At 34.1% G+C, this 24,618-nt stretch carries 28 protein-coding genes; 21 read left to right on the forward strand and 7 right to left on the reverse strand.

The annotated features are described in order from the left end of the window. Positions 1-102: 102 nt before the first annotated feature. Positions 103-1,053, reverse strand: coding sequence for a metal ABC transporter solute-binding protein, Zn/Mn family (locus tag NSS97_RS10300; RefSeq protein WP_107887939.1), 951 nt, complete (start codon positions 1,051-1,053; stop codon positions 103-105). 197 nt (positions 1,054-1,250) lie between these two features. Here NSS97_RS10300 and NSS97_RS10305 point away from each other — a divergent pair, with 197 nt between their 5' ends. Further along, positions 1,251-1,475: a hypothetical protein gene (locus NSS97_RS10305; RefSeq protein WP_002012427.1), complete on the forward strand. Its 225-nt coding sequence runs from the start codon at positions 1,251-1,253 to the stop codon at positions 1,473-1,475. A gap of 116 nt (positions 1,476-1,591) precedes the next feature. Continuing rightward, entirely contained in the window at positions 1,592-2,251 is a 660-nt protein-coding gene (locus NSS97_RS10310) for an oxidoreductase (RefSeq protein ID WP_002031464.1), read from the forward strand. A 29-nt stretch (positions 2,252-2,280) separates the two neighbouring features. On the opposite strand, the gene namA is transcribed toward NSS97_RS10310, so the two are convergent. Next, on the reverse strand, positions 2,281-3,318 hold the full coding sequence (gene namA, locus NSS97_RS10315; protein WP_107887940.1) for an NADPH dehydrogenase NamA: 1,038 nt from the start codon (positions 3,316-3,318) through the stop codon (positions 2,281-2,283). A gap of 133 nt (positions 3,319-3,451) precedes the next feature. Here namA and NSS97_RS10320 point away from each other — a divergent pair, with 133 nt between their 5' ends. The 6 genes from NSS97_RS10320 to NSS97_RS10345 all read left to right on the forward strand — a co-directional run bounded on the left by NSS97_RS10320 (position 3,452) and on the right by NSS97_RS10345 (position 8,467). Next, positions 3,452-3,910 (forward strand): methylated-DNA--[protein]-cysteine S-methyltransferase, encoded by a 459-nt coding sequence (locus NSS97_RS10320; protein WP_002135839.1) that lies wholly within the window; start codon positions 3,452-3,454, stop codon positions 3,908-3,910. Between the two features lie 165 nt (positions 3,911-4,075). Beyond that, positions 4,076-5,074, forward strand: a complete 999-nt coding sequence (locus NSS97_RS10325; protein WP_107887941.1) for a DUF2628 domain-containing protein — start codon at positions 4,076-4,078, stop codon at positions 5,072-5,074. 71 nt (positions 5,075-5,145) lie between these two features. Beyond that, the gene (locus NSS97_RS10330) at positions 5,146-6,807 is read left to right on the forward strand and encodes a peptide ABC transporter substrate-binding protein (protein WP_002189364.1); all 1,662 of its coding nucleotides are present in this window, start codon (positions 5,146-5,148) and stop codon (positions 6,805-6,807) included. A 59-nt stretch (positions 6,808-6,866) separates the two neighbouring features. Beyond that, the gene (gene fosB / locus NSS97_RS10335) at positions 6,867-7,283 is read left to right on the forward strand and encodes a FosBx1 family fosfomycin resistance bacillithiol transferase (RefSeq protein WP_002126995.1); all 417 of its coding nucleotides are present in this window, start codon (positions 6,867-6,869) and stop codon (positions 7,281-7,283) included. A gap of 12 nt (positions 7,284-7,295) precedes the next feature. Then, a complete protein-coding gene (locus NSS97_RS10340) occupies positions 7,296-7,838 on the forward strand; it encodes a short-chain dehydrogenase (RefSeq protein WP_107887942.1) in 543 nt (180 codons plus the stop codon). A gap of 17 nt (positions 7,839-7,855) precedes the next feature. Further along, complete coding sequence (locus tag NSS97_RS10345) at positions 7,856-8,467, forward strand: phosphoserine phosphatase 1 (protein ID WP_341112405.1); 612 nt, start codon at positions 7,856-7,858, stop codon at positions 8,465-8,467. A gap of 46 nt (positions 8,468-8,513) precedes the next feature. On the opposite strand, the gene exsB is transcribed toward NSS97_RS10345, so the two are convergent. Beyond that, the gene (gene exsB / locus NSS97_RS10350) at positions 8,514-9,122 is read right to left on the reverse strand and encodes an exosporium protein ExsB (protein ID WP_341112408.1); all 609 of its coding nucleotides are present in this window, start codon (positions 9,120-9,122) and stop codon (positions 8,514-8,516) included. Positions 9,123-9,303: 181 nt separating this feature from the next. On the opposite strand from exsB, the gene cotH reads away from it, so the two are divergent. The 8 genes from cotH to NSS97_RS10390 all read left to right on the forward strand — a co-directional run bounded on the left by cotH (position 9,304) and on the right by NSS97_RS10390 (position 17,007). Continuing rightward, a complete protein-coding gene (gene cotH / locus NSS97_RS10355) occupies positions 9,304-10,380 on the forward strand; it encodes a spore coat protein CotH (RefSeq protein ID WP_107887944.1) in 1,077 nt (358 codons plus the stop codon). Between the two features lie 105 nt (positions 10,381-10,485). Next, the gene (locus NSS97_RS10360) at positions 10,486-11,103 is read left to right on the forward strand and encodes an NUDIX hydrolase N-terminal domain-containing protein (protein WP_107887945.1); all 618 of its coding nucleotides are present in this window, start codon (positions 10,486-10,488) and stop codon (positions 11,101-11,103) included. Positions 11,104-11,207: 104 nt separating this feature from the next. After that, a complete protein-coding gene (locus NSS97_RS10365) occupies positions 11,208-11,810 on the forward strand; it encodes a DedA family protein (RefSeq protein ID WP_000881203.1) in 603 nt (200 codons plus the stop codon). A gap of 96 nt (positions 11,811-11,906) precedes the next feature. Next, positions 11,907-13,286, forward strand: coding sequence for an oligosaccharide flippase family protein (locus NSS97_RS10370; protein WP_107887946.1), 1,380 nt, complete (start codon positions 11,907-11,909; stop codon positions 13,284-13,286). Between the two features lie 184 nt (positions 13,287-13,470). Further along, positions 13,471-14,412 carry a magnesium transporter CorA family protein gene (locus NSS97_RS10375; RefSeq protein WP_000932392.1) on the forward strand — a complete coding sequence of 314 codons (942 nt, stop codon included), beginning with the start codon at positions 13,471-13,473 and terminating at the stop codon, positions 14,410-14,412. Between the two features lie 199 nt (positions 14,413-14,611). Then, a complete protein-coding gene (locus NSS97_RS10380; protein ID WP_000418719.1) occupies positions 14,612-15,508 on the forward strand; it encodes a permease in 897 nt (298 codons plus the stop codon). Between the two features lie 3 nt (positions 15,509-15,511). Beyond that, a complete protein-coding gene (locus NSS97_RS10385; RefSeq protein ID WP_341112414.1) occupies positions 15,512-16,381 on the forward strand; it encodes a TIGR03943 family putative permease subunit in 870 nt (289 codons plus the stop codon). Positions 16,382-16,500: 119 nt separating this feature from the next. Beyond that, positions 16,501-17,007, forward strand: a complete 507-nt coding sequence (locus NSS97_RS10390) for an acyl-CoA thioesterase (protein ID WP_341112416.1) — start codon at positions 16,501-16,503, stop codon at positions 17,005-17,007. A 129-nt stretch (positions 17,008-17,136) separates the two neighbouring features. Here the strand turns inward: NSS97_RS10390 and NSS97_RS10395 are convergent, their stop codons facing one another. Continuing rightward, a complete protein-coding gene (locus NSS97_RS10395; protein ID WP_000505094.1) occupies positions 17,137-17,223 on the reverse strand; it encodes a YjcZ family sporulation protein in 87 nt (28 codons plus the stop codon). A gap of 159 nt (positions 17,224-17,382) precedes the next feature. On the opposite strand from NSS97_RS10395, the gene cls reads away from it, so the two are divergent. The 4 genes from cls to NSS97_RS10415 all read left to right on the forward strand — a co-directional run bounded on the left by cls (position 17,383) and on the right by NSS97_RS10415 (position 20,301). Next, positions 17,383-18,567 carry a cardiolipin synthase gene (gene cls / locus NSS97_RS10400; RefSeq protein ID WP_002086049.1) on the forward strand — a complete coding sequence of 395 codons (1,185 nt, stop codon included), beginning with the start codon at positions 17,383-17,385 and terminating at the stop codon, positions 18,565-18,567. A gap of 32 nt (positions 18,568-18,599) precedes the next feature. After that, positions 18,600-19,064 carry a spore coat protein gene (locus NSS97_RS10405; protein WP_002012450.1) on the forward strand — a complete coding sequence of 155 codons (465 nt, stop codon included), beginning with the start codon at positions 18,600-18,602 and terminating at the stop codon, positions 19,062-19,064. Positions 19,065-19,261: 197 nt separating this feature from the next. Further along, positions 19,262-19,441: a hypothetical protein gene (locus tag NSS97_RS10410; protein ID WP_002012451.1), complete on the forward strand. Its 180-nt coding sequence runs from the start codon at positions 19,262-19,264 to the stop codon at positions 19,439-19,441. A gap of 239 nt (positions 19,442-19,680) precedes the next feature. Beyond that, on the forward strand, positions 19,681-20,301 hold the full coding sequence (locus NSS97_RS10415) for an NAD(P)-dependent oxidoreductase (protein ID WP_002168577.1): 621 nt from the start codon (positions 19,681-19,683) through the stop codon (positions 20,299-20,301). A 24-nt stretch (positions 20,302-20,325) separates the two neighbouring features. Here NSS97_RS10415 and NSS97_RS10420 read toward each other — a convergent pair whose 3' ends face one another. The 3 genes from NSS97_RS10420 to NSS97_RS10430 all read right to left on the reverse strand — a co-directional run bounded on the left by NSS97_RS10420 (position 20,326) and on the right by NSS97_RS10430 (position 23,196). After that, positions 20,326-20,808 (reverse strand): DUF456 domain-containing protein, encoded by a 483-nt coding sequence (locus tag NSS97_RS10420; protein ID WP_000217328.1) that lies wholly within the window; start codon positions 20,806-20,808, stop codon positions 20,326-20,328. A gap of 1 nt (position 20,809) precedes the next feature. Then, positions 20,810-22,117 (reverse strand): hemolysin family protein, encoded by a 1,308-nt coding sequence (locus tag NSS97_RS10425; RefSeq protein ID WP_002086044.1) that lies wholly within the window; start codon positions 22,115-22,117, stop codon positions 20,810-20,812. Between the two features lie 209 nt (positions 22,118-22,326). After that, a complete protein-coding gene (locus NSS97_RS10430; RefSeq protein ID WP_088032652.1) occupies positions 22,327-23,196 on the reverse strand; it encodes a hypothetical protein in 870 nt (289 codons plus the stop codon). 388 nt (positions 23,197-23,584) lie between these two features. On the opposite strand from NSS97_RS10430, the gene cbpA reads away from it, so the two are divergent. Beyond that, a complete protein-coding gene (gene cbpA, locus NSS97_RS10435; RefSeq protein ID WP_002141406.1) occupies positions 23,585-24,232 on the forward strand; it encodes a cyclic di-AMP binding protein CbpA in 648 nt (215 codons plus the stop codon). The last annotated feature ends 386 nt before the right edge of the window (positions 24,233-24,618 follow it).

Below are 24,618 nucleotides of genomic sequence, written 5' to 3' on the forward strand. Positions count from 1 at the left end.
AGCTAATATGGATAATTCTACTTGTTATTTCGATCAAGTCAAGGATAAATACATAAAAAGGCAGCTGGATGACATATTCAGCTGCCTAGAAAATATAGTTGATTAGTTTGTTGCTTCTTTTAAAGTATTTACGTTTTCTTCCATTAATGTGAAGTAATCTTTATTGTTCTTTGCATCATCCTCAGAAATAGTAGCAAGGTGATTTAAGCGTAAAATTTTTGTACCTGTTTCTTTTTGAATAACTGATGCTACTTTTGGAGTAGAGAATGTTTCAAATAAAATATATTGTAGACCGTGCTCTTTTACTGTTTTTGTAATGTCAGTAAGCTGCTTTTGAGATGGTTCATCAGATGCTGAAATTCCAGCGATTGGAATTTGTTTCAAACCGTATCGTTGTTCCCAGTAGCCGTAAGCTGCGTGTGAAACTAATATTTCTTTCGTTTTTGCATTTGCAACAACTGCTTTAAATTGATCATCTAAATCAGTAAATTTTGTTTGTAGTGCTGCAAAGTTTTTTTCGAATTCTTTTTTATGTTCAGGCTGTAATTCTACAAGTGCATTTTTAATTTTTTCTGCTTGTTTCATCGCAAGAGTAGGGTCTATCCAAACGTGTGGGTCTTTATCGTGATGATGTTCATCTTCTTTATGACCGTCTCCATGATCGTGCTGCTCTTCTTCAGATGAAGCACGAAGTTCGATATCTTTAGATGCATTTACAATTTTTACGTTTTCTTTTTTTAATGATTTTTCCATTTTTTCGGCAAATGGTTCTAATTCTGCGCCGTTATAAACAAATAAATCGGCTTTCGCCACTTGTACAGTCTGCTTTTGACTTGGTTCAAATGTATGAGAATCCGCACCAGGTGGGTAAATTGTTTCTACATTTACATAATCACCACCGATTTTTTTTGCAAAGTCAGCGAGTGGGAAAATGGTTGTATAAACAGAAAGTTTCCCATCTTTTTTCGCTGCACTATCTTTGTTGTTAGAACATCCAGCAGAGATGAGTGTGAAAATAAGTATAAATGAAAATAGAGCTAATTTTTTAGGCATATAATTCTCCTCTTTTCTTTTTTACAATTATATTTTCTCCAAATATAAGAAGAAAATATCGTTTTAATACAAAACGGAATAATTACGTTTTAGTTTGCGAACCTAGTATAATACATCTTTATGAAAGTTGCAATAAATAATAATCATTACGATTTGATTTTGTAATAAATCTGTCAAAAAGAAAGGTATTAATTTTTATGATTGGTGCATATGTGACAATGTTACTTTCATATATTGGGAGGGAGCAGAAAAAAGGGGATGAGCGCTTGGGTTACTTCATGGAAGCTATCTTATTAATACTTGCGGTTGTTTTGCCATTATCTTTTGTTTTAATTTTTTTAAGAAGACTAATAAGTAATTTAGGGGATGCTACAACAATTACAAAATTGCCAGCAGAAGAAAAAGAAGAGAAAAAAGAGTAAGTAAAGCACTATGCATACGCATAGTGCTTTACTTATGGTAAAATGGGAGAACGGAAACTCCTGTTAGCGACGATTAGCTATAGGAGAGAATAGTAAATAAAGAGGTATACACATATATGAATAAGCGAACAGCGTTAGTACTTGGCGCAAGTGGGTTAGTTGGACAAGAAATAACGCGACTATTACTTGACTCAGATTACTACGATTCGGTTACTATTTTTGTAAGGGAACCATTACAATTACAGCATGAGAAATTGCAACAGAAACAGGTGGATTTTTCAGTATTAGAGGAATACAAAGAATTTTTTGCAGTAGATGATGTTTTTAGTTGCTTAGGAACAACGATAAAAAAAGCGAAGTCGAAGTCTAATTTTAAAAAAGTAGATTATGAATATACATTACGAGCTGCCTGCTTAGCTGAAAAACAAGGCGTGCAAAATTTTCTTGTTATTTCATCAATGGGAGCAAAACCTAAATCATTTTTCTTTTACTCGCAAGTGAAGGGGAAAATGGAAGAGGAGCTGAAAAAGCTAGTTATTGGTGGCATACATATTTTCAGGCCGTCATTATTAGTTGGAAATCGTCAAGAATATCGTTTTGGGGAAAGAATGGCTGAGAAATTATCTCGTATTCTTCCGTTTATATTTAAAGGGGCTTTTAAAAAGTATAAACCAATTTCAGCTAAAGATGTGGCGAAAGGAATGTATATAACAGCGCTACGTGAAGAATCTGGTATTCATATTTATAGTTCAAACGATATTATAGAAATAAAATAAGTAAAACCGAGAAGAATAATTTCTCGGTTTTATTTATTAGTTTTAATTTTCCCGGGTGCTCGTTGGTACTGATATGGTTCTTTTAATTCAAAGCCAAGTTCATTGGCAGCTATTCTTGGGAAGTATGGATTACGAAGTAACTCGCGTCCGATAAAAATTAAATCTGCTTCGTTATTATTTAAAATTTGCTCTGCTTGTGATCCGGTTGTAATTAATCCTACCGCACCAGTCGCGATGTTAACATGCTCCTTAATATGTTTAGCATATTGTACTTGGTAACCAGGATACACATCAATATGTGCGGGTACAACAGCACCAGAACTACAATCGATTAAATCTACCCCTTGTTCTTTCATCCATCCTGTATACTGCACATAATCTTGAACCGTTAACCCGGCGGGATGATAATCATTTGCTGAAATACGAACAAATAACGGTCCGTTCCAAACTTCATTTACAGCATCGATGATTTCGCGTAAGAAACGATAGCGATTTTCAGGTGAGCCCCCGTATTCATCAATCCGCTTATTGGAAAGCGGAGAAAGAAATTCATTAATAAGATAACCGTGAGCACCATGTAATTCAATAACGTCAACCCCCGCTCGTTTAGAGCGTAAAGCTGCTTTTTGAAAAGCAGAAACAGTTTCTTTAATTTGCTGTTTATTCATTTCTACTGGTATTTTCATTCTATCGTTAAACGGAATTGCTGAGGGAGCGAAAGCATCTGTTTCTAATTCAGCCTTTCTTCCGGCGTGAGCGAGTTGAATGGCTGCTTTTGCACCGTTATTATGTATAAATGTTGTCGTTTTATGTAAGCCTTCAATTAGATTATCATCCCAAATGCCTAAGTCTTTGTTAGAAATTCGTCCTTCAGGTAACACAGCTGTTGCTTCAATCATAACTAAACCTACTTGGCCAGCAGCCCTGGTTCCATAATGGACGAGATGAAAATTAGTTACTTGGCCATCCTCATTTTCTGATGAATACATGCACATAGGTGACATAATGATACGGTTTTTTAGCGTAACGTCCTTAATTGTATAAGGTGAAAAGAGTTGAAACTCCATCAAATATCCCCCTTGATTGAATTTTCTTACATTGTATCATCCTCTTTTTTGTTTCCCTAATAAAACGCTTATACGAAAAATTTCGTCTATTCGTGTTACAATAAATAATATGTAATGAATTGGAGGATGACATATGTACCAGGCTTATTATGATAGTGAATTAGGTTTGTTAGAAATTACAGCGAACGAAGAAGGAATTACGTCTGTTATATTTGTTGAAGAAAGAAAAGAAGAACATAAAAATGAACTTGTTGAACAATGTATAAATGAATTAGATGAATACTTTGAAGGAAAAAGAAAAGAGTTTACAGTTCCATTGTCTGCTGAAGGAACACCATTCCAAAAGAATGTATGGGATGCACTTTACACTGTTCCGTATGGCGTAAGTGCTTCATATTTAGATATTGCGGAGAAGGTTGGGAATACGAAAGCTGTACGAGCGATAGGAGGGGCAAATAGCCGGAATCCAATTTCAATTATCGTTCCATGCCATCGTGTAATAGGAAAGAGTGGAAAACTTGTTGGGTATGCGGGTGGTTTATGGAGGAAAGAGTGGTTATTGAAACATGAAGGTATTTTAAATAAATCGTAAGAAACAACCTTTGGAACGAGGGAGTTAGCTCGGCTGTCCTAAGACAAATTCGTTAGCTATCAAAAGTAACGATGAACCGAGAAGCCCCCACTTCGGGGTAAGCTCGTAAGAGATACTAAGTGGTGGGTAGTTCACAATGAAGTATGGATGGAAAGAGGGATTGTTTTGAAATGTATAAATTGTGGGCGACCTTGTATTAATGATCAGCTGAATTGTGCAAATTGTCAACGAAACTTGCATAATGAACAAGGTGAAGAAAGCTCGCTAATAGACAAAGAATTAGAAGTATATGTAGGGAGACAATATCCATATTACAAAAGAAAATGGGAGCTTGAGAATAAGCGAATTGCTAGGTGGAGCTGGAATGGTCTGGCTGCTATTTTTAATGTAGGTTGGCTTGGATATCGCAAGTATTACGTACCTGCTGCTTTATTTATACTGTTATTAGTAGCATGTGATGCATTTTCTTATTATATGGGGTTCAACGTAGCGTTGCCAATCATTAATATGGTGCCTCTTACGTTTTTATTACTCATTTTCATTCTATTTGGGATGGGGATTTTTGCAAATGGATTATTTTATCAATTTGCAGAAAGGCGTATATATCGAATAAAAGCACGGGGAATTAAAGATGAATCGGTTGAAAATTATCTCATCCGTGATAGTGGTGGAACGAGTAAAATGGGAGCAACAATCGTTACTATTTTAGCAGTTGCTAGTATTTTTTTCAGTCATTTCTTTTTTCCGACTGATCGAGATATTATACAAAAAGTTCGTACAAGCTCGCTTTATGAATATCCAGTCTTTTCAATTGGTGAATCGTTCGAAAATTATTTTCAAAATTCAGGATGGATATACTATCGGGGAACGGAAGGATTAGAATTAGTAGAATTTCAGGGGGAGAGTCCTGAGATGCCAAGGAAAAAGGTGACAATTCAATTTATTGTTGATTATAAATTGGGAGAAGTGGAACCATATTCACTTACGATTAACGGTGAATCTAAAAATGAAGAAGAGTTTTTGAAGATAATGGAGGAAATATTTAAAGTTCAAAATCCATTTGATATAGAGGATGGCTTACAAGTAAATGCTATTCAACAAAGCGGAGGGAAAGCAATTTCTGACCGCTTTTTTTCTTTTTATGAAAATAAATATTTAAAATAATCAGAATTTTTTGTATAATAAAATATATTATACAAGTTTTAACTTATACATATAGATTGGGGGAAGGAAGAATGAAGAGAAAGGTAACAACGATTGCTGCAGTTGCATTATCGGCTAGTGTATTGGTTGCAGGTTGCGGAAATGGGGAGAAGGCATCTACAACGAAGAAAGAAGCAGGTAAGGGAGTAGCGGATAAGCAAGTATTAAACTTACTAGAAACAGCTGAAATTCCTTCAATGGATACATCTAAATCAACAGATTCTGTATCTTTCCGTGTATTTGTAAATGCAATGGAAGGATTATATCGTCTAGATAAAGATAATAAACCAACTCCAGGTATGGCCAAAGACGTGAAGATTAGTGAAGATAAAAAGACATATACATTTGAATTACGTGATGCAAAATGGTCAAATGGTGATCCAGTTCGAGCACAAGATTTTGTATATGCATGGCAACGTACATTAGATAAAGCAATAGCAGCAGAATATGCATTTATTTTATTTGATGTGAAAAATGCACAGAAAGTAAATAAAGGAGAAGTACCGTCGGATCAATTAGGTGTTAAAGCGAAGGATGATAAAACGTTGGTAGTAGAATTAGAGCAACCAGCACCTTATTTCCTTGAGCTTACTTCGTTCCCTACATTCTTCCCATTAAATGAAAAGTATGTAAAAGGACAAGGGGATAAATACGGATTAGAAGCAGATAAATTATTGTACAATGGACCATTTACAATGAGTGAATGGAAACATGAACAAAGTTACCAGTTAAAGAAAAACCCAAATTATTGGGATAAAGATGCTGTAAAATTACAAGAAATTAATGTGGGTATAGTAAAAGAGACAAGTACTGGGGTAAATTTATATGATAGTGATCAAGCAGACCGTGTCATTTTAAGTTCTGAGTTTGTAGACAAATATAAAAAGAATAAACCAGATGAATTTAAAACGAAGCTAGACCCACGTATGTATTTCCTACGTTTTAATCAAAAAAATGCAACGTTTAAAAATCAAAAGGTTCGTGAGGCGATTGATTTAGCGTACGATAAAAAAGGAATTGCGGATGTAATTTTGAATGATGGATCATTGCCAGCGTATTTCTTAGTACCTGAAAAGTTTACGACAGGACCAGATGGAAAAGACTTCCGTACTGTAAATAAAAATTTCCGTGACAGTAAAGATAATGCTGCGAAAGCAAAAAAACTGTGGGAAGAAGCGAAGAAAGAACTTGGTCAAGATACAATTACAGTAGAATTACTAAATGATGATAACGGTAGTCGTAAAAAAGTGGGCGACTTTATTAAAGAAGAATTAGAGAAAAACTTACCTGGTATTAAAGTGAATCTGAAGCAACAACCATATAAGCAGAAGTTAGATTTAGAAAAGAAATTTGAATATGAATTCTCATTATCTGCATGGAGTCCAGATTATCCAGACCCAATGACATATATTGATATGTTCGTTACTGGAAGCTCGTTTAATGAAATGGATTATTCAAATCCGAAGTACGATGATTTAGTAGCAAAATCAAAAGGAGAACTACTAAAAGATGACGCAGCACGCTGGAAAGCACTAGCAGAAGCTGAAAAAATCTTAATTGGTCAAGACGCTGCAATCTCACCTACGTACCAACAAAGTACAGCTTACTTAGAGAAGACGTATGTAAATGGTATTGCTAACCATACGTTCGGTGGCGACTTTAGTTATAAATGGGCATATATTACAAAGAAATAGTATAATAAAAGATGAGCGAATTTTCACTCATCTTTTATTTGTTTAGGGAGGAACGTGGAGTGTTGAAAGGAATCAATCATCTTTGTTTTTCAGTATCAAATTTAGAAAACGCTATTATGTTTTATGAAAGAGTGCTAGAAGGAGAACTATTAGTTAAAGGGAGAAAACTTGCATATTTCAATATATGTGGAGTATGGATAGCACTGAACGAAGAGGCACATATTCCAAGAAAGGAGATTCATCAATCTTATACGCACCTCGCATTTTCTGTTGAACAAGAAGACTTTGAACGCTTACTGCAGCGATTAGAAGAAAATAAAGTTCATATTTTACAAGGAAGAGAGCGTGATGTGAGAGATTGTGAATCTATATATTTTGTTGATCCTGATGGTCATAAATTTGAGTTTCATTCAGGGACGTTACAAGACCGTCTAAATTATTATAGAGATGAGAAACCTCATATGACATTTTACTAAGGGGGGAAGAAGTTGCATGCGCTTGTAATTGGTGGAACAGGAATGTTAAAGAAAGTTTCTATGTGGCTTTGTGATCAAGGATTTCGTGTGTCTGTTATTGGACGAGATGAAGTGAAATTAGAAAATGTTAAGCAAGCTAGTTCGGCACCAGAAAATATTACATGTCTTCCTTTAGATTATCAAAATGACGATGATCTAAAGCGATCTATTACTAATACAATTGAACAGAATGGTCCAATAACATTAGTTGTTGCCTGGATACACTCTAGTGCTAAGCATGCATTACGACTCATTTGTAATGAGGTAGAATTGTCGTCGGAAAAGTACAGTTTATTTCATATATTAGGTAGTAGTGCATCATGTACGAAGTCAAAAAAAATAGGCGGGGCATTATGTAGTTATTACAGAGTTATATTAGGGTTTATTTTAGAAGATACATATGCAAGGTGGCTTACTCATGAAGAGATAGCTGACGGAGTTATAAAAGGAATTGAAAGTAAATGCACAGAATGGATTGTAGGGAGAGTAGAGCCGTGGGAATTGCGGCCGAAATGACAAGGGGGAAATAGGAAATGAAGACAACAGTATATGTAACAAGGCACGGTGAGACAGAATGGAATGTAGCAAAGCGGATGCAAGGACGAAAAAATTCAGCCTTAACTGAGAATGGTATGATACAAGCGAAACAATTAGGGGAGCGTATGAAGGATTTACCTCTCCACGCCATATATAGTAGTCCAAGTGAAAGAACGATTCATACTGCCGAATTGATTAAAGGAGAACGCGATATTCCAATTATAGCAGATGAACATTTCTATGAAATAAATATGGGGACATGGGAAGGGCAAACAATTGCTGATTTGGAAATGCAATATCCAGAAGAAGTACATTTATTTTGGAATGAACCACATCTTTTTCAATCAACATTAGGGGAAAACTTTGCGGCCGTTCATAAAAGAGTAATTGAAGGGATACAATTTCTTTTAGAAAAGCATAAAGGGGAAAATATTTTAATTGTCTCTCATGCTGCAGCAGCGAAATTACTCGTAGGGCATTTTGCAGATTTTGAAATTGAACATGTATGGGAAGAGCCATTTATGCATAGCGCGAGTCTTAGTGTGATTGAATTTGATGAAAACCGTGGTAAAGTAAAACAATTTGCAGATATAAGTCATTTTCAGTAAACGTAAAAAAGGTCGCAAAGCGACCTTTTTTGGTGGACATAAAAAACTAGCAATTACGTTTTTTATACCAGAAGTGATCGAATTTTTTATTCTTGCAAGAAGAAGACTTGTGTCTGCTATCTTTGCAATCGTCCCATTTGTGCCCGTCATCGTGACAGTCCTTGCCACGATCCCACGAATCATCACAAGAACCATGATGGCTATGAGGGAAAAATACACATTTTTTACAGAAACATCGTTTTGTCCAGAAACATTTCTTTTCAAAGCGAACGCATTTTGTAACGAAAGTGCATTTTTTCACGCGAGTACGTTTTGTAACTATAACGCATTCTTTTCTGCGAGTAACCTTTGTAACGAAAGTCCATTTTTGAACGCGTACACGAGTACATTTTGTAACAAATGTCCATTTTTTTACATGAGTACATTTTGTAACGAAAGTACAATGTTTCACGCGAGTACATCTTGTTCTTGGACATTTACGCCCTGTTGTACATTTACGCCCTGTTGTACATTTACGCCCTGTTGTACATTTACACCCTGTTGTACATTTATGATGATCATCATCGCAATCAAAAGTACTTGGATCTTGGTGTAAGAAATCCTCCATCCCAGCACTTTTGATTTCTTCAACAGCTTTTCTAATGTCACGTTTCATAGAAATCCTCCTTATCGTGTATTAAATTGAACAAGTATTCTTTTTCCTTAACATGATATGAGATTAGGTTTCTTTCTGAACAAGACAAGAGTGTAATTTTATATAAATAGATGATAGCGGATGTATGGACAAGACAAGGCGCATACATTGAATGAAGAGAACAGAGAAGGGATGAGAATATATGCTACCTTCATATGAATTTTTTATTCATCCAATGTACTTAGTGGAAATGAAAAAAGACATTTGGTCAGATAGTCCAGTGCCAGCAAAGTTAACATATGGAAAAAAGAAGTATGATATTGATATCGTTTATCGGGGTGCTCATATTCGTGAGTTTGAGAAAAAGTCATATCATGTTCAGTTTTATAAACCGAAAAAATTTCTAGGTGTGAAGGAATTTCATTTAAACTCTGAATTTATGGATCCATCCCTTATTCGTAACAAATTATCATTAGACTTTTTTAATGATATTGGGGTACTTTCACCGAAGTCACAGCATGTGTTTATAAAAATAAATGGTCAAATTCAAGGTGTGTATTTACAGTTAGAATCAGTTGATGAAAACTTTTTGAAAAATAGAGGGTTACCGAGTGGTTCTATTTATTATGCGATAGATGATGACGCAAATTTTTCTCTAATGAGCGAGAGAGATAAAGATGTTAAAACTGAGCTTTTTGCAGGGTATGAATTTAAATGTTCGAATGAAAATAGTGAAGAGCAACTTAGTGAATTCGTTTTTCAAGCAAATACACTATCGAGGGATGAGTATGAAAAAGGGATTGGAAAATACCTTAATGTTGATAAATATTTACGATGGTTAGCTGGAGTTATTTTTACGCAAAACTTTGATGGTTTCGTTCATAACTATGCACTATATCATAACGATGAGACAAATTTATTTGAAGTGATACCGTGGGATTATGATGCGACTTGGGGGCGAGATGTACAAGGGAGACCACTTAATCATGAATATATTCGTATTCAAGGTTATAATACGTTAAGTGCAAGATTGTTAGATATACCTGTATTTAGAAAACAATACCGAAGTATTTTAGAAGAAATATTAGAAGAACAATTTACCGTTTCGTTTATGATGCCGAAAGTAGAAGGTTTGTGTGAATCGATTCGTCCATATTTACTACAAGATCCATATATGAAAGAAAAATTAGAAACATTTGATCAAGAAGCTGATATGATTGATGAATATATAAATAAAAGAAGGAAGTATATACAAGACCACTTACATGAATTGGATTAATTTTGAAAGAGATTGGAACATTATCAATCTCTTTTTTTGTATAATAAAGATGTATCGATTGAATTGACGTAATATTTACTTAATAAAGAATGGAGATGTGGAAACATGACGGTCAAGTGGATTGATTGGGTAAAACAAATACAATCTATAGCTCAAGCGGGTTTAACGTATTCTCAGGATGTATATGATATAGAGCGTTTCCAACAATTACGGGACATTTCAGTTTCAATGATGTCACATTACACAAAGACAGATTGGGAAGTAGTAGAGAATTTATTTGCAAGTGGGACAGGCTATCAAACACCTAAAGTTGATATACGGGCAGTTATTTTTCAAAATGAAAAACTATTATTTGTGAAAGAAAAAAGTGATAGGAAATGGGCATTGCCAGGTGGATGGGCTGATGTTGGTTATACGCCAACAGAAGTAGCAGCAAAAGAAGTTTTAGAGGAGACGGGCTATGAAGTAGATGATTTTAAGCTACTCGCTATATTTGATAAAGAAAAACATCAACCATCGCCTTCAGCAACACATGTATATAAAATTTTTATTGGCTGTAAGATTATTGGTGGCGAAAAGAAAACTAGTATTGAAACAGAAGATGTGGAGTTTTTTGGTGAGAATGAATTGCCTAATTTATCGATTGCTAGAAATACAGAAGAGCAAATTAAAGAAATGTTTGCCTACATGAAAGAACCTCAAAAAGAAACATTAATAGATTAATAATGCTTATGCCGATGATATTGTTGAAATGAAGATATTGGCAGAATGCGACCTTTATGTAATAATGGGATGGTATGTGAAGAAAAAAGGAGATAGAAAATAAAATGTTAGCAAGCATAATAGATCAGTTATTGCAATTTTTTGCAAGCCTAGGTTACTTTGGAGTAGCGCTAGCTTTAATGATTGAAATTATCCCGAGTGAAATTGTACTTTCGTATGCTGGATTTTTAGTAGCGGATGGTAAAATTAGTTTTGTCGGTGCAGTTATCGCTGGAACTATTGGTGGTACTTTAGCCCAAATCTTTTTATACTGGCTTGGATATTACGGAGGGCGTCCGGTTGTAGAGAAATATGGGAAATATCTACTTATTAATAAACACCATTTAGACATAGCGGAAGGTTGGTTTAAGCGTTACGGAGCAGGAGTAATCTTTTCTGCACGCTTTATCCCAGTAGTACGTCATGCAATCTCTATTCCAGCAGGATTAGCTAAAATGCCGTTAAAACTATTTACACTATATACAGTAGTTGCGATTATTCCATGGTCAATACTATTTATATACTTAGGTGAAAAGCTTGGTGGAAATTGGCGACACATTAAAGAGTATGCATCTGATTACACACATTACATAATTATAGGGGCTGTTCTCTTTGTTGCTCTATACTTCGGTTTAAAGTATTTAAAAAAGAAAAAAGCAGCGCGTTAAAGTCAATGATTTTTCATTGGCTTTTTTTATTGTTTCAGTTCTAAAAAAAAGGAGTTGTCCATAATGTGTAATAATAAAGCGTAGCGGGGGAATGTGATGAAAGGATCACCGTTTTTACGTGGAACGATATTTTTAACGATGGCAACGATGATATCTAAAATGTTAGGGTTTATATATGTTATACCATTTACAGCAATGGTGGGTACGAGTGGGTACGTATTATATACGTATGCATACCGTCCTTATACAATTATGCTTAGTATTGCAACGATGGGATTACCACTTGCCGTTTCAAAAATGGTTTCAAAATATGATCAACTCAATGATTATCACACTGTTAAGAGAGTGCTAAAGAGTGGTATCGTTTTTATGGTCATTATGGGCGTTATTTCTTGTTTAGCATTATATATGTTAGCACCACATTTAGCTAAACTTGTGATTGATGGAAATGATCAGTCGGGGAATAGTGTGGTAGCTGTCACGCACAATATTCAAATTGTAAGTTTTGCGTTAATACTCGTTCCTGTAATGAGCTTGTTACGTGGTTTCTTTCAAGGTTTTCAATCTATGGGACCTTCTGCGCTCAGTGTAGTTGTAGAGCAATTTTTTCGGGTCTTAACTATTTTGATAGGAAGCTTTGTCGTTTTATATGTTATAAAAGCTTCTGTTTCGTTGGCAGTTGGTATTTCAACGTTTGGAGCATTTATGGGAGCACTAGGTGGATTAAGTGTTTTAAGTGCGTATTATATAAGAAGGAGAAAACATTTAAAGAAAAAAGAGATTGCCAGTATACCACAAACGACGAAAACTTTTTTTTCGTTGTATAGAGAACTGTTTACATATTCTATTCCTTTCGTTGTAGTTGGATTAGCGATTCCGTTATATCAGACGATTGATACATTTACAATTAATAAACTACTTATACAAATAGGGTATATGCAAGGAGAAGCGGAGAAGATTAATGCGATAATTGGTCTTGTCCAGATGGTTGTACTTATCCCGGTTTCCGTTGCGACTGCTTTTAGTATGTCTCTCGTACCTGAGATGACAAAAGCCTATACAGCAGGGAATGTGAAGTTACTGTACAAACATTTTACGAGGACGAATGTATTAGTAGTAGGTATTACGGTACCAGCGGCGATTGGAATGATGTTGTTAGCAAAACCAGTGTATACTCTTTTATTTGGTGCTGGAAATGATCCGGAGATGGGCAGTATTATTTTGCAGTACTATGCTCCTGCTTGTATACTATTCTCACTATTTACAGTAACCGCTGCCATGTTACAAGGAATTAATCAACAACAGAAAACAGTGCTAGGATTAGTAATCGGAATAACTGTGAAGATAGTTTTAAATATTGTATTGCTACCGTATTTTGATTATGTAAGTTTTATTATTTCAACATACGCTGGCTATACGATTTCAGTTGGCTTTAACTTGTGGATGCTTTCTAAATATGTTATAAAGGCAACATAAGCTTTTTAAGGCAGAGAGCACTCTGTCTTTTTCTTTGTTTAGAATATTTTTCTTATAAAAACGTTTTCAAAATAATTTTTCTATTGAAATTTAAACGTATGTTTCATATGCTGAGAATGGCGGTTCAAAAACTGTTATGTAAGAGAGGTAGATTCCTACATGTAAAAAGAATCGGGGTGATAGTATGTTAAATATTTATTTAACAGACCGAAACGGAAAACTACAAGAGGTTGAGGAAATGCAAAAGGGTTGCTGGATTAATGTACTTCATCCAACGGAAGAAGAAATTCAATATCTAGTACAAACTTTAAATGTAGACTTAGATTTCATTAAAGACCCTTTAGATGATGAAGAACGCTCTCGTATTGAAAAGGAAGACAATAATACTTTAATAATCGTGGATATTCCAACAGTTAGACATGATGAAGAAGGAAATTCGATTTATGACACGATTCCAATAGGTATGATTGTAATGCCAGATTGTTTTGTGACAATTTGTTTAGAAGAAAACCCAATTTTTGAACGTTTTATTAATCAACGTATTAAAGAATTTTATACGTTTAAAAAGACACGCTTTGCACTTCAGCTCTTATATACGATTTCTACTTATTATTTAAGATACTTAAAGCAAATTAATCGAAAAACAATCGATTTAGAGCACCAATTAAATAAGTCGATGAAAAATAAAGAAATTTTCACATTGCTCGGCCTTGAAAAAAGTTTAGTTTATTTTACAACATCATTAAAGGCAAATAAAATTGTAATTCAAAAATTAATGCGAAACAGTACATTTTTGAAAATGTATGAAGACGATCAAGATTTACTAGAAGATGTATTAATTGAAAATAAGCAGGCTATTGAAATGGCGGAAATATATAGTCACATTTTAAGTGGAATGATGAATACATTTAGTTCGGTTATTTCTAACAATTTAAATAGTGTTATGAAACTGTTGACTTCTATTACAATCATTTTATCATTACCAACGATGGTTTCTAGTTTCTTTGGAATGAATGTAAAGGTTCCGTTTGAAGGGGAAGCACATGGTTTTGTAATTGTACTTATAATATGTGTAACATTATCTTTCACTTTAGCATTTGTTTTTTGGAAGAAACGTTACTTTTAATGATAGGAAAGCTGCGCTAGCATAGTTATAAAACTGTGCTAGCGCAGCTTTTTTTGCTATGAAATCTCAATTTTGGAACAGAATATAACTTGTGAAATGTAATGTGTATGAAGGTTATGAATTCCATATAACTCTTGTTCAAATAATGAAATGGGGTTAAAATTACATATTGTTAATGAAAAGTTGGAGGAAATACATCATGGAATTGTTTCAATTACCGAAAGCATTCCTGCAAATGAATACAATCTTTATCTCAATATTAATCGAAGCACTTCCTTTTGTGCTAATTGGTGTATTTATTTCAGGATTCATTCAAATGTTTGTGACAGAAGATATGGTGGCAAAATGGATGCCTAAAAACCGATTTCTGTCTGTTTTATTAGCGACTTTTTTAGGTATGATGTTTCCTGGATGTGAATGTGGAATTGTTCCGATTGTAAGACGATTAATCGGAAAAGGGGTTCCACCCTATGCAGGAATTGCATTTATGTTAACTGGACCGATTATTAATCCAGTTGTATTATTTGCAACATATGTTGCTTTTGGAAGTAGTATGCACATGGTATGGTATCGTTCTATTGTAGCGATTATCGTAGCAATTATCGTTGGAATTATATTATCATTTATGTTTAAAGAACATCAATTAAGAGATGATCACTTCCCAGAAGTGAACCATAAGCGTCCGTTACGTACAAAAATGTGGGATGTATGTACACATGCTGTTGAGGAATTTTTCTCAATGGGGAAATATTTAGTGTTAGGAGCGTTAATTGCTGCTGCAGTTCAAACGTTTGTACAAACTTCAACATTGCTTGCTATTGGACAAGGTCCGTTTTCTTCATCAGCTGTAATGATGGGACTTGCTTTCATTTTATCACTTTGTTCAGAGGCAGATGCATTTATTGCTTCTTCGTTCCAAAGTACATTTTCAACAGCGTCACTTGTCGCGTTTCTCGTATATGGACCGATGGTGGATATTAAAAATATGTTTATGATGCTTGCGACATTTAAAACAAAATTTGTAATTGTTGTGACGGTTACAGTTACACTTGTTGTTTATGCAAGCTCACTACTCATTTATGCGATGGGGTGGTAGGTTATGTTTCGAGCATATATATTATTAGGCTTTACAATTTTAATTGGACAGCTTCATATTTCCGGTAACATTACGAAGTATATAAATATGAAGTACGCCTATTTATCAAAAACTGCTGCTATTATTTTAGGTTTCTTAACGATTGTACAAATTATTATCGTTTTCCAAAAAGAGCACCAAAAGGAAAAAGAGAAACATGATTGTAGTTGTGATCATAGTCATTGTGGGCATGATCATTCGAAAGATGAGAATACATGGTGGAAAAAAGTGTTTTCTTACACGTTATTCTGTTTTCCAATCATTACAGGATTGTTTTTCCCAATTGCAACATTAGATTCCGATATTGTTAAGGCGAAGGGATTCCATTTTCCAGTAGCGCAAGCAGAAAGTAAAGATCCATTTATGACAAGACAATTTCTAAGACCGGATACGAGTATTTATTACGGGAAAGAAGGATATCGTGGTGTAATGGAAAAAGGGAAGAAAGAGTTTGTTACGAAAGATAATATCACTTTAAAAGATGAAGATTTCTTAAAGGGTATGGAGACAATTTATAATTATCCTGGTGAATTTACTGGTAAAACTCTGTCTTATAAAGGATTTGTTTTCCGAGATGATTCTTCTAAAAAGGAACAATATTTCTTATTCCGTTTCGGTATTATACATTGTGTAGCGGATTCGGGTGTATATGGTATGTTAGTTAAAAAACCGGAAGGTGTAGAGTGGAAAAATGATGATTGGATTCAGGTAGAGGGAGAAATTTCAAGTGAATTTTATCAGCCGTTCCATGCAAATATTCCAGTGTTAGAAGTAACGAAATGGAATAAAGTTGAACAGCCGAAAGAACAATATGTATTTAGAGGAGCCGATTGATAAAATCGGTTCTTTTTTGTGGACTAAAAGTTCTGAAAATTGTTAATATTAAACGTGTAGTTCATGAGGTGTAGTGTATATTGGGATATTAGGGATAAATAATTAAAGGGGTGATAACAATGACTGAAGTAAAGGGTAAAACAGCTAATGAATCAAGGGTGTTTAAAACGAGTCGAGTATTTCCAACGGATTTAAATGATCATAACACGCTATTTGGTGGAAAGATATTGGCGGAGATGGATATGGTTGCTTCAATTTCAGCAACGAGACACTCGAGAATGGAATGTGTCACAGCGTCTATGGATTGGGTAGATTTCTTACATCCAGTACGTTCTTCAGATTGTGCTAGTTATGAATCTTTCGTAATTTGGACGGGAAGAACTTCTATGGAGATATTTGTGAAAGTAGTAGCAGAAGATTTAATTTCAGGTAAAAAACGTGTAGCAGCAACTTCATTCGTTACTTTTGTTGCGCTTAGCAAGGAGAATAATCCAGTCCCTGTACCGCGTGTTATCCCTGAGACAGAAGAGGAGAAAGAATTGCATCGAATTGCTGTGTTACGTGCAGAACAGCGCCATATTCGTAAGGCAGAGAGTAGGAAGGTAGCTACACTGCTAACTTTTTGATGTAAAATATTTTCCTAGTGGTACTATTTTGTAATAGGTTAGGAGATTTTTGAAATGAAAAGCGGACACCTAAAAATAGGTGTCCGCTTTTATAGTTTTTTCATCCCCATATCGTACTACAATAACTGCTTAGCAGAAGCAAGCAGCACCGACGATAATTAAGAGGATAAATAATACGACTAGTAGCGCAAATCCATTACCATGTGCGAAGCCCATTGTTATTTCCTCCTTTTATTTTAAGATACAACATACAATATGCAGATGAGCTCCTGTTTGATATGGACGTATATCATGCAATGACATATTTTTTGTATGATAATGTTTTAAAAAAGGAAAGATATAGGAATAACAGTAGTTAGAGAAAGGAACGTATCCATGAAGCGCTTTTTAATTGTAATAATTTGTTTTATAGGTGTATTCATATGGATGAACGTTGATGTGGAAATGGGGAAGAAAATGGCTAGTGGATATGAATTAGAAAAAATCCGATCAGGGGATTTTCAAGTATATACGAACGGTGATGAGTTATATAAAAGTTTATTTGAGGATATAAATCGTGCAGAAAAGAATGTGTATATTCATTTTTATATTGTAGGAAAAGATGAAGTAAGCCAAAAGTTCTTACAGTTATTAGAGAAAAAAGCATCTAGCGGAGTAGATGTGAAATTGTCAGTAGACCGCATTGGCGGATATAAGCTTAAGAAAAAGATAATTAATCAATTAAAAGAAAAAGGCGTGAAGTTTACATTTAGTAAAAAACCTAAATTAAAAAACTTATTTTATTCTTTGCATCAACGTAATCATAGACGCATTGTTACTATAGATGGGAAAGTTTCGTACATTGGTGGCTTCAATATTGGAAAGGAATATCTTGGACAGGATCCTAAATTTGGTCCGTGGCGTGATTATCATGTACGCATCGAAGGGAATGGAGCTACTGATATGGAACGGAAGTTTGCGGAAGATTGGCAAGAAGATACGGGAGAAAAGTTTCCTATACACCAAGAGTTACCTGTACAAGGAAATGTAAAATATCAATACGTATTTTCGAATGGAAAAGGTTTATGGAAGGAGTATGGAGCGTTTTTAAAGAAGGCAAAACATTCTTTAATTATCGCTACACCATATTTTGTACCGAGTAAAGAAATGGTGAAGGGGCTGAAAGATGCATTAAATCGTGGTGTCCATGTAAAAATCCTCGTCCCATTTAAAAGTGATGCAGTATTGCTAAAACAGGCTGCCTATCCTTATTTGAAAGACATGTTAGATGCTGGAGCGGAGATTTATCAATATCGAAATGGATTTTTTCATGGGAAAGTAACAATCATCGATGAGGAAATGGTTGATATTGGTACAGCAAATTTTGATAATAGAAGTTTTTACTTAAATAACGAATCTAACTGTTTCATATATGATAAGACAGTCGTTGCTGACGTATGGAGTCGATTGAAAGAAGACTTTCATAAATCAAAACGATTTTCTGAAGAAGATTTTGAGAAAATTAGTAGATGGGATTGGTTTCTAGCAAGAATATCAAATGTTATCGCATCATATTTATAGTATAGAGATGAAATAGGAAGGGAGGCGCTTTAATGGATTGTATGAAAGAATTGATGACATATAGTTACACACTTATATATAAAGTTGGAGAATACACGAGCAAGGTTCGAGATGAAGAATTAAAGGATATATTACAGCATCATTTGCCGTATATGTTACAAGCATATAATGAACAAGTGAATTTTCAAGAAGGAGAAAATATACAACATATAACTTGTAAACAAATGTGGCCGGAATTTACTGAAATGGATAGGGAAACAGATAATGAGTATACAGGGGATATTGGGATTGCTATTTGTTATATTTCACATTTGAAGCGATTAGCATTAAAGTTTGCTCAAGTTGCAGTGGAAGTTGCGAACCCAGAGTTTCGTTCTTTCTTGGAAAATTGTTTTGTGAAAATGAATCGTTATGCTTATAGTGTTTGGCAATATGTTGTGAAGAAGGAATATAAAATTAAACATTTATATGAAAATGAAAGTGAGAAGTTTGCGTGAAAAACTAAGACGGAATGAAAGGCGTCTTAGTTTTTTTATGTCTAATGAAAGGCTCAATTAGAAGAATTGAGACAAACCAGTTGTGTTATCAGAGTATTTACAAAAGTTTACAATATCTTTACTGTTTTTAAATCTTTCCTTTAAAAATAAAGAGTAATATGGGATTGTACATATTCTATCAAAGGGAGGAAACGCAAATGAACAAATGGGTTAAGTCATTAGCTGCTATGGCACTTGCAAGTTCTTTATTAATGGTAGGTTGTAGTAAAGATGAGGATAAAAAGAAAGAGGATGACACAACTTCGCAGCAAGATGAAAAGAAAGATAAAGAAACAAGTGGAACAGAAAAATCTTCTGATTCGAAAGAAAAGAAATAAAGTGAAACTTTAATCAGTGGGGATTTTGTCCATCCCCACTGATTATTAGCCCACACCAATCGGGCATTTACGGGCAGTTATCTCCCACCTAATTTCCTCGCATTCGCCGAATTTACTGCCCGCAAATAGCGGGATAAATGGATAATAGAGCTTCCTCACATATATGAGGGAGCTTTTTTGTTGCGTATTTGTAAGTTTTGCGGAAAAATAGAGAGAAAGAATGGGAGAGGGGATAATATATGAAAGTATGTATATTAGGAGCGACAGGTAGAGTAGGATCACACATTATGAAATTGGCATTACATGATTCATATGAAGTGACGGTATTAGTTCGTGATTTGAGTAGAGTGGAAACAGAGCATGAAAGGTTACATATTATAGAGGGAAATGTGTTAAACGGAAATGATATAAAGGAAGCGATTAAAGGATGTGATATTGTAATTAGTGCTCTTGGAACTGATCGGAATGGGACGTTAGAGAAGAGTTTACCGATTATTATAAAGCAAATGGAAGAAGAGGGCATAAAGAAAATTGTTACAATAGGAACTGCTGGTATTTTACAAGCACGAACAAACCCAAGTATATATCGTTTCCAATCAAAAGAATCGAAAAGAAAAATGACAACAGCTGCGGAAGATCATTTAGCTGCTTATGAAGCGCTGAATAATAGTAAACTATGTTGGACTGTTGTTTGTCCGACGCATTTAATAGATGGTGATGTAACCGGTGTATATCGAACTGAACAAGATATGTTGCCAACAGATGGATCGAAAATAACAGTTGGTGATACAGCTCAGTTTACATGGAGTTTACGTAATAAAAGCTTATACGAGAAAAGTCGAGTAGGTATTTCATATTAAAAAACCATCCCAAAATAGGGATGGCTAAAAAATGATATAGCATACAAAGATGATAATCATAATGATTTGGAGAATTGCTTTCGCTACTGTACTACTTAAAAAACCGACAACAGTTGCAATTCCGACTAAAAGGGCGTCTTTTGGCGCCTTTTTATGCATTAGTTCCGTAATAAATACAGATAAGAACGGTATGATAATAAGCCCGAATGGTGGGAAGAAGAACGATCCGACAATGATAGAAACCATACCAACACGTTCGCCCGATTTTGTACTTCCGTATTTTTTTAGGAAGTATCCATTTGCAATAAAGTCAGCAACGAAAATGAAGAGTGTAAAAATGACTTGAATAATCCAAAAAGATGTCGTTAACTCTCCGCCGTTTATTCCAAAATGATAAATGAAATAGCCAGCCCATACGGCAAGGATGCCAGGGATAATGGGGTATATAAAGGCAAGAAATGAAACAATGAAACAAGCAATGATACAAATTGTTAGTAAAACAGTCACTTTATAACTCCTTTGTAGTATCTAATTTATGTACAGCAATCTTTTTAATTTGATGCCCATCAAGTTCTAATGCTTTAAATTGAAAACCATCATATTCAACTGAATAGCCAGCCTCAATATTTAAATCAATTGATTGAGAGAGAAGCCAACCACCAATTGTATCTAAATCACTTTCATCGATATGTAGGCCAAACATATCATTTACTTCAGAAATGAGTACTTTCCCATCTAAAACAGTAAGCCTAGGAGTACGCTTTTCAATCATTGGTGATTCGTCTGCGTCAAATTCATCTTGAATTTCTCCGATAATTTCTTCAAGAATATCCTCCATCGTTAAAAGGCCAGCAGTTCCGCCGTATTCATCCATAACAATCGCCATTTGTACGCGGTTCTTTTGGAGGTGTATTAACGTTTTACGAATGGGAACTGTTTCAAATACAGTTAAAACAGGATGTATGTAGGCATCAAGTGGTTTGTAAATGCCTTTTGTTTGATTATGAAAAATCTCTTTCGTATTTATCATTCCAATAATATCATCTTTATCCTTTTCAATAATAGGATAACGTGTATACTTTTCAGTTGCAACGATTTTCATATTTTCTTCTAACGTATTTTCAGTAGATAAACAAACCATTTCAGTTCTAGGTACCATAATTTCTTTAGCAACACGATCATCAAATTCAAAAATATTATTTACATATTTATATTCGGTTTGATTAATTTCGCCGCTTTTATAGCTTTCACCTAAAATGAGTCGTAGTTCTTCTTCGGAATGGGCAAGTTCATTTTCTTTCGCAGGCTCTAAACCGAGTAATTTTGTGAAAAATATAGCTGCACTATTGAGAAGCCAAATGAACGGATACATAATTTTATCAAATAAAATAAGTGGTTTTGCAAATTTTAATGTGATTGCTTCAGCTTTTTGGATTGCGAAAGACTTAGGAACTAACTCGCCTAATACAACATGGAAAAAAGTAATCACACTAAAAGCAATAATAAAGGATAACGTGTTAGCCATTGTTCCAGTAATATTGATTTTTTCAAATAGTGGTCGCAGTAAATGTTCCACAGTTGGTTCACCAAGCCAACCAAGTCCTAAAGAGGTGATAGTAATGCCAAGCTGACAAGCGGATAAATAAACGTCTAAGTTAGATAAAACGCTTCTTGCAGCTAATGCTTGTTTATTACCTTCATTAGCAAGCTGGTCAATTCGACTTTTTCGTACTTTTACGACAGCGAATTCTGAAGCAACGAAAAAACCAGAAATAAGGATAAGTATAAAGATGAGAAAAATATTTAATATGTCCAAGTGTGTTCTTTATTCCTAATTTGGAATAAAGATGTCACCTCCTGTAATTATGTTATACTTTTATAATAAATCCAAATGAAAAGATTAGTCAAAGAAAATGGGTAAATAATGGTAGGTTTCTATAGTAGTTTTTTAATTTGCTGTTATTTTGTCCTCTATATAATAGGAATAACCGTCTACTTTTAATTTAAGTAGACGGTTATTCTATGTTATGGTTTCGAAATACTTCTAGTTAAAGTATACGTGTTTTGTTTAGAGTGGTTTGTTGTCCATAAAGCTTGGAGAAACGATAAGATGCTATATGGAATATAAAGTAGTAATAAACCAATTGTGACAACTATAGGTGCATTTCTACCAAATTGGACGATAAATTGTAATAGTCCGTTTGTATGAAAAATACATTCCATAAAAACGAATGAAAGAATAATGGAACTCAAAATAGATTTATGATTGGAAGTAAGCGCAATAAATAACGTATCAACAAGGAAAGATGAATTTTTTATTTCGTATTCATTAGTAGTATTTAAGAACGGTAGCCATTTTTTAATTGCTTGCATAACGATTATCATCGAGGTGCTACATACGATGATAAAAGAAGAGAAGAAAGGAAACTTTATGAATTTAGATATGTAGAGAAGTGATAATAGGACTGAACATTGTAATATCACAGTGCCAAAAGAATACGGTATCCAGCGAAATAAAGAACTACACTTTTTTAATGAGTTTGGTGCTTTTAAAAATAGATGGCCAATTCCTAGACTTATAAAGAAACCGATTACAAGAGTGAATGTGAAACGAACGATTGATAAAAAATATATTTCCCATATGTAGGGGAACAGTGGTGACGAATGGTTAGAGGTATGTACAAGCTGATTTGCTGAGAAAAGGATAGGCTCATGCATCCAATCAATTGTTGGAATTGAAATGGAAGAAGGCTGTGCTAAATTATGAAAAATGCTTACAAATCCAGTTAAGTAGGAGTAATTATGTGTAATGAATAATGCTGGAAGGGGACTTATGACAAAAATAATCAAAACACCGGCTATAAATTTACATATATGTGAGCGCAATAAGGACATACAATCACCTACTCTTTGAATATTCAGAAAATTCTTATTCTTATTTTAGCTTTTTTCGGATAAAGTTACAACATATTTTTCTCGAAGTAAGTTAGAGAGATTATCCCGCTTTAACGGGCAGTAAGACTCTACCTCAAAATGCGGCGAATGCGTAGAAGTTAGGTGGGTATATCGACTGCCAGTAAAAGCCCGATTGGTGAAGGCTAATAATAAGTGGGGGGAAATCCCCACTTATTAAAGTTTCAGTTTAAATAAGTGTATGATTAATGAATAAATTATGACGGAAAAATGAATAATTTTCAGAAAAATAAAATAATATATTTATTTTTTTCTGAAAATATAATATAGTTATGGCACAGAAAGTATTTTAGCATAAGGAGGCTTTTTTATGAGGATTAAAGGGAATTATGTGCCAAAAAGGGAAGTTTTGTTTTGCTCAAGTTCAATTACGATAGGGGAAACGCTGGAACATTTAAATAAAACGGGGTATCGTTGTGTACCAGTTTTAGATGAAAAAAAAGAGAAGTTTTTAGGGAATGTATATAAAGTAGATATTTTAGAATATAAAGGTTCACTTGAAGATAATGTATTACAATTATTGAACGATAAAAATGGGTACGTGAGAGAAGACTCTTCCTTCTTTAAAGTATTTTTTACAATTAAAAAACTACCGTATTTATCAGTAGTTGATGAAAAAGGGGTCTTCCTTGGTATTTTAACTCATAAAAAAGTTTTTGAACTATTAGAAGATGCATGGGGAGTCCATTCTAGTAAATATTCTGTCATGATTGGAACACAAGATTATAATGGGGCCATTCAAAAATTATCGACAGTGCTAAAGAAATACACTGGTATTCAAAGCTTAATGACTTTTGATAATGATGCTTTATTAGTACGTAGAATAATGTTTACATTGGGAGAAGAGTTTGAAGATAGTGAATTAGAAACATTGCTAAAGGATTTAGAAGATCATGGATTTAGAGTTGTGTATGTTGAAGAGATGAAAAATCCACGTGAAGTTGAAACGATAGACTAACAAGTAAAGCCATCTTATTTTTGATGGCTTTTACTTTCTTTCACATAAAGATATCTAAATATAATAAAATATATGAATCGTAAATTTTAAAAAATATTTGTGTAATAGAATGAATAAAGGAAGTATATGTAGATAATTTTGATTTTCAAAAAAATCAAATTGAAAATATGTTTTTATTTTTCAACTAAATATGTTACTATATGTGTGATAAAAACAAAGAGGTCTGACAACTAAACTCCACGTTATACCACTCTAATGAGTTAAATTTTCGAAAAAATCAAAAATTAATAATTAGAGTAAGAATAAGGGGAATGGAGAAATTATGGAGAAAGACACTGCTTTGTAAGGGGCATATTTTATCATCTTGAGCAGAGAGGAGGATGCAT

The organism is Bacillus sp. FSL R12-0074, assembly GCF_038005725.1.
Lineage (GTDB): Bacteria > Bacillota > Bacilli > Bacillales > Bacillaceae_G > Bacillus_A > Bacillus_A mycoides.

Coding starts and splice junctions, on each gene's coding strand:
- cbpA (WP_002141406.1), top strand. CDS start 23,585: ATGAGGATTAAAGGGAATTATGTGCCAAAAAGGGAAGTTTTGTTTTGC.
- NSS97_RS10410 (WP_002012451.1), top strand. CDS start 19,262: ATGAACAAATGGGTTAAGTCATTAGCTGCTATGGCACTTGCAAGTTCT.
- NSS97_RS10405 (WP_002012450.1), top strand. CDS start 18,600: ATGGATTGTATGAAAGAATTGATGACATATAGTTACACACTTATATAT.
- NSS97_RS10380 (WP_000418719.1), top strand. CDS start 14,612: ATGGAATTGTTTCAATTACCGAAAGCATTCCTGCAAATGAATACAATC.
- NSS97_RS10370 (WP_107887946.1), top strand. CDS start 11,907: ATGAAAGGATCACCGTTTTTACGTGGAACGATATTTTTAACGATGGCA.
- NSS97_RS10345 (WP_341112405.1), top strand. CDS start 7,856: ATGAAGACAACAGTATATGTAACAAGGCACGGTGAGACAGAATGGAAT.
- NSS97_RS10310 (WP_002031464.1), top strand. CDS start 1,592: ATGAATAAGCGAACAGCGTTAGTACTTGGCGCAAGTGGGTTAGTTGGA.
- namA (WP_107887940.1), bottom strand. CDS start 3,318: ATGGAGTTTCAACTCTTTTCACCTTATACAATTAAGGACGTTACGCTA.
- NSS97_RS10375 (WP_000932392.1), top strand. CDS start 13,471: ATGTTAAATATTTATTTAACAGACCGAAACGGAAAACTACAAGAGGTT.
- NSS97_RS10390 (WP_341112416.1), top strand. CDS start 16,501: ATGACTGAAGTAAAGGGTAAAACAGCTAATGAATCAAGGGTGTTTAAA.
- cls (WP_002086049.1), top strand. CDS start 17,383: ATGAAGCGCTTTTTAATTGTAATAATTTGTTTTATAGGTGTATTCATA.
- NSS97_RS10305 (WP_002012427.1), top strand. CDS start 1,251: ATGATTGGTGCATATGTGACAATGTTACTTTCATATATTGGGAGGGAG.
- exsB (WP_341112408.1), bottom strand. CDS start 9,122: ATGAAACGTGACATTAGAAAAGCTGTTGAAGAAATCAAAAGTGCTGGG.
- NSS97_RS10365 (WP_000881203.1), top strand. CDS start 11,208: ATGTTAGCAAGCATAATAGATCAGTTATTGCAATTTTTTGCAAGCCTA.
- NSS97_RS10385 (WP_341112414.1), top strand. CDS start 15,512: ATGTTTCGAGCATATATATTATTAGGCTTTACAATTTTAATTGGACAG.
- NSS97_RS10430 (WP_088032652.1), bottom strand. CDS start 23,196: ATGTCCTTATTGCGCTCACATATATGTAAATTTATAGCCGGTGTTTTG.
- NSS97_RS10300 (WP_107887939.1), bottom strand. CDS start 1,053: ATGCCTAAAAAATTAGCTCTATTTTCATTTATACTTATTTTCACACTC.
- NSS97_RS10320 (WP_002135839.1), top strand. CDS start 3,452: ATGTACCAGGCTTATTATGATAGTGAATTAGGTTTGTTAGAAATTACA.
- NSS97_RS10330 (WP_002189364.1), top strand. CDS start 5,146: ATGAAGAGAAAGGTAACAACGATTGCTGCAGTTGCATTATCGGCTAGT.
- NSS97_RS10415 (WP_002168577.1), top strand. CDS start 19,681: ATGAAAGTATGTATATTAGGAGCGACAGGTAGAGTAGGATCACACATT.
- NSS97_RS10360 (WP_107887945.1), top strand. CDS start 10,486: ATGACGGTCAAGTGGATTGATTGGGTAAAACAAATACAATCTATAGCT.
- NSS97_RS10395 (WP_000505094.1), bottom strand. CDS start 17,223: ATGGGCTTCGCACATGGTAATGGATTTGCGCTACTAGTCGTATTATTT.
- cotH (WP_107887944.1), top strand. CDS start 9,304: ATGCTACCTTCATATGAATTTTTTATTCATCCAATGTACTTAGTGGAA.